The organism is Aquidulcibacter sp., from assembly GCF_049239865.1.
Classification (GTDB): Bacteria; Pseudomonadota; Alphaproteobacteria; order Caulobacterales; family Aquidulcibacteraceae; genus Aquidulcibacter.
Genome location: NZ_JBMLTR010000082.1, coordinates 1 through 4479 on the forward strand (window position 1 = coordinate 1; position 4479 = coordinate 4479).

Sequence of the window (4479 nt, forward strand, 5' to 3'; positions counted from 1 at the left end):
AGTTCCTGGGGCGAAAGATTCCCGTTTCGATCACTATCCATGATTGCAAATCCCTGCTCGCGAAAGCCAGCAGCAAGCCATTCAGCGCGGGAGATCATACCATCTTGGTTTGCATCAATGCCAGAAGCCGCAGCGCGGGCACTGTTGCTTTGCTCGCCTTGGATTTTCGAAGCAACTGGCATCGTGTTGTGCGGAACGGACATCCCTTTGTTCTCATTTGCTCCAATCACTGAGTGCGCTGGCACTGGCACTCGCTGCTTATCCTTAAAGAACGTCCACACGCGGTCAGCACCTTTAAAGGCCTGAATTGGGGTGTTTTCTTGGCGATTTGACTTGCTTCCTGGCCATCCGTGACCACCAGCTGAGTCTACAACCACAACTGTTTCAGCGCCTGCCGGGCCAGCAGAAAAAACTCGAGTGGTAACTGTCCCGACTTGCTCGACGACTGGTACTGACTTTGACCGATTAGCGGCCACCCAGAATGATACCGTCTCCTCAAGCGATTTATATGAGGCGGCCTGATTTCTTCTAACAAGTTCGTTGCGACTCAGGCCGCCTTCAATTGGAACTTCATTGTCTGAGCCGCCATTGATGAGTAAAATTGGAAGGGGGACGATTGGGCGGCTATCAAAGGAGAACATAGCTCCAACAATGGGAGCCACGGCCGCGAGCCGCTGCGGTCGCTGTGTTGCGTAGACCAAGGTCATCATCGCTCCATTCGAGCCACCAGTCATATAAATTCGAGCTGGGTCTGCTCGATACTGACTTATCAAGAGGTCAATCAACTTATCAAGGTAGGCAATATCATCGGCACCACCGACCTGCTTACGGAGCAGATATCCGGTGTTCCATGCATGTTGACGAGGAGCCCATTGGGTTCCCTCCGCATATACAACAGTGAAGCCTTCTGACCGCGCAACATCATCGAAACCGGTACGCAGACGCTGATTTTCGGCGCTGCCGTTTCCACCATGCAAAACAATTACAACTGGTCGAATCTCGCCTGCTGGTGCCTCATTGACGAGAATGGCGCGTCGCTCCGCTTCGCCTACCTTGAATGAAATATCCATGGCGGCCATTGTTTGCGCGGCAGCCGGGTTAATGACTGCCGCAATGAAGGTCACAATCAATGACAGGATGAGGGTAAGACGCATGGTTCTGTGCTCCGGAATAAAAGGTCGCTCATGCTTAACGATTAAGGCAGGCTAATCCGTCGAATTGAGTTTCATCAGTGATTTCTTTTGAAAAACCCGCATTGCTGACGACGGCTTTTCCGAGTGCCATAAGTGCTTAGCAAAAACTGTTGTACAGCTGCCGGTTAGGAATTAGTACTTGACACTCAGAGTTGCGCGCCAAGTTCGAGGTTCGTTCTGTTGAGCTTGAAAGCTCAGATTTCCCGGGGAGATGTTGAAATATTCCTCGTCGGTGATGTTTTTCCCACTAAAGGTAAAGCGCCAATTCTTGCTTTCGATCCCAATTGAGCCGTCGTAGAGCGTAACATCATCCATTAAATTGTTGTTGGCGGGATCCTCGAAGCCACCGAGCTCCAGGCGCTGGCTGAGCATCAACACAAGGTCTAGTTCCCCCACAAGCGGGCGACGATATTGGAGAGTGGATGCCGTGGTCCATTCGCGGAGCCGCTGGATTTTTTTGCCATCGATCGAGACGAGTGCGAGCGTACCGGAAGGATTGGTCTGGGTATTTGAGTAAACCGAGCCTCCATCATATTCACCATTAGCCCAGGAGAGACTCAATCGAGGCGATAGCACGCCTGCTCCCAATTGGATCCGACCCGAGACCTCGGCATCAATGCCATATTGTTGAGAGTCGCCAGCGGCCGCCAAGACACCAACGTTTCGCAATGTGTTGGTGGCACTGGTCCCGGCGAACACCGAGTAATTTACCAGCACATTCTGCTTTTGGTTTAAATACGCAGAAACATCATATCGAACAGCCCTCCCAAGGCGACCGCGGGTCCCGATTTCATAAGCCGTTACAAACTCCTCACCATAACTTAATGGTATTGCAATTGCGCTTACCCCATCTCCTATCTCGCCCAAATCGTTGTTGAACCCGCCCGCCCGAAAGCCAGTTCCAATCCTTCCAAAAAGAGTGCGGTTGTCAGCAAAGCGCCAGTTGAATGAAACACTGGGTGTCCACTTGCTAAATGTCTCAGAAGCAGAAATCGACCGCGTTAGTTGCTCGTTGACCGGTGTTGCCGGGTTGTCGAGGCGGAAAACGTTGGCGAGGCTGAAGTTTTTCTCGTCTTGGCTCCATCTAATGTCCGCACTTATCTGAAGTGTATCAAGTACCCGCCAAGTGCTTGCAGCATAGGCAGCGATAGAGGTGTCATCAACCCCTGAGTCCTCAAGCCGATAAGCGTTTCGGGCGGTAGTTTGAACTTGAGCAAGTGTGCAAGTCGGAGCAACCAGGCAAGCGGAGGGTAGGGTAGTTGGCACATCGGAAACGCCATCAAAACGGTCATTGCGCTGTGCATCAGAGAACCTAACAGTGTCAAAACTTGAGTCGACTTTATTGTATTCGAAGCCGACGACCCAAGTGAGCGCTGAGTCTGATCGTGACACCAAGCGAATATCTTGGGTCAAACGTTCGAACTCCTCGCTACCCAGCGCAACAGTCGGAACCACCCGTGCCAAATTGTTATTGCCAAAGACATCAACATCAGATTGCGTTGCTGCAATTCGCTTCCGATTAGCGGTCGTCGACTTCAACTCGGCAAATCCGAGGTCCCAGTTCCATTCCAAGGACTTCATTTGCGTTGAACGGTCAAAGAAGCTGGGCGTGTCTACGGGCTTTAAAAATCTTCCAACTGAGAATCCCGTGGGTGCCCCAACAGGGTTGATCGGGGGATCGTTCTGAGGCAGCACTTGCCCGAATGCGATGACATTTGGTCCGAATTCATCTGAACGCTCTAACAGCAAGTTTACGTCGAAACTCTGAGAAATCCGCCAGTTTGCTTGTGCACGCCATCCAGTCGTTTCTTCCGTATCGAGAAACTGCCCCGTGATCGAAGACTTATAGAAACCCTCTTGTTGGTCGGACACAAAGCCACCCACGCGCACTAGGAAAGTCTCGGCAAAAGGGACATTAGCTATCAACTCGGCCGTATGGCTTTGATTTGAACCAGTACTCACCTGAACTTCACCCTCAGCGTCAGTGCTCGGTCTCTGCGAAACTATCTCCACTGCGCCGCCGAGAGCATTGCGTCCATAAAAGGAGCCTTGTGGTCCACGAAGTACGGTAACTGAGCCGACGTCGAAGAAGTCAATTGGCACAAAATTGCGACCGCCAGCATTGCCACCAGCAATGAAGGTTCCATTGCGATAAAGGCCAACGCCAGTTTCAGCATTATTCTGTCGGGCGGCGCCTTCGCCACGAATCAGAAATTCGTCATTAAACCCCGATCCGTTATCGATCACGTAGGCTCCAGGTGTAATACGGGTCAGATCCTTGCCAGATGCAACGTCCATGGCCTTCATATAGGCCTGATCGAAGACAGACAGCGAGGCTGGCACGTCATCGCGACGCTCAGCACGTTTCCGCGCGGTCACAATGACCTCCTCCACGACCTGTAACTGGGGGTCTTGGGCTGGACGATCTGCGACAATTGGCGCTGCCTGCTGAGCCGCTGATTGTGCGAAAGCCGGAGTAGTAGTCCATCCGGAAATACAAACTGATGCCAAAAGCCCGAGACGATAGGCGGCCATGCGCTCCTCCTTAAGTTCGATTTTTATTTGTTACAAATTAGTCTCACATATCTTGAACAGTCAAGCGAAATGTATAAAATGTCAGTTTACAGGAGAAAAAAGTGGTCCAAGCTCCAGATTTCGCGACAGCTCTCGTCTCCCATAGACGCAGGGGTCGGCCGCCACGCGAAGAAGCCGCTACCCGCAGACAAGCACGGGTTGATGAACTTGCGCGAGCTGCAGCCATTGTCCTGGCGCAACAGGGCGTGCGTGGAACGACTATGGATACGCTGGCTGTAGCGCTGGGAATCCCCAAGCAAGTGCTTTACCGGCACTTTTCGTCCAAAGACGAGCTTATTCACACGATCCTGCAACGTCTGTCTGCGCTTTGGCGTGAGTTACAGAGCAGACCATGGAAAGGCCTTGGACGAAACTTGCGAGAGGTAATCGCGTTGGCGCGAGCAAATCCAAATGAGCTTAAGATCCTTGTGCGACATTGCGCGAGTGACCCAGAGTTGCGCCATTATTTTGATGCTTTGCATTCAGGAATTGTCAAAAAAACGGACGACTTGTTGGCCGAGACAAACCCTCGGCTCGCTCAGGATACTATGCTTCGCGGCTTATGCGCCCATGCGGTAGCCGGTTTCCTGATCGATGGCGTCGTTTGGTGGATTGAACACGGCGAAGCGGAACGAGACGAGAGTTTTCTTGCCTGGGCTAAGCAGTCGCTAGCTTCGCTTTATGATCGCTGGATGATCATTGCATAAGACCC

3 protein-coding genes are annotated in these 4479 nt (G+C 52.0%); 1 reads left to right on the top strand and 2 read right to left on the bottom strand.

Features of this window, described 5'->3' with window-relative positions; translation table 11 throughout:
* A partial coding sequence (locus tag ACOVRA_RS06405; protein WP_421719562.1) for a PHB depolymerase family esterase occupies positions 1-1154 on the bottom strand: 1154 nt, incomplete at its 3' end.
* Between the two features lie 171 nt (positions 1155-1325).
* A complete protein-coding gene (locus tag ACOVRA_RS06410) occupies positions 1326-3728 on the bottom strand; it encodes a TonB-dependent receptor (RefSeq protein WP_421719563.1) in 2403 nt (800 codons plus the stop codon).
* 101 nt (positions 3729-3829) lie between these two features.
* On the opposite strand from ACOVRA_RS06410, the gene ACOVRA_RS06415 reads away from it, so the two are divergent.
* A complete protein-coding gene (locus ACOVRA_RS06415) occupies positions 3830-4474 on the top strand; it encodes a TetR/AcrR family transcriptional regulator (protein WP_346382214.1) in 645 nt (214 codons plus the stop codon).
* Positions 4475-4479: the final 5 nt, after the last annotated feature.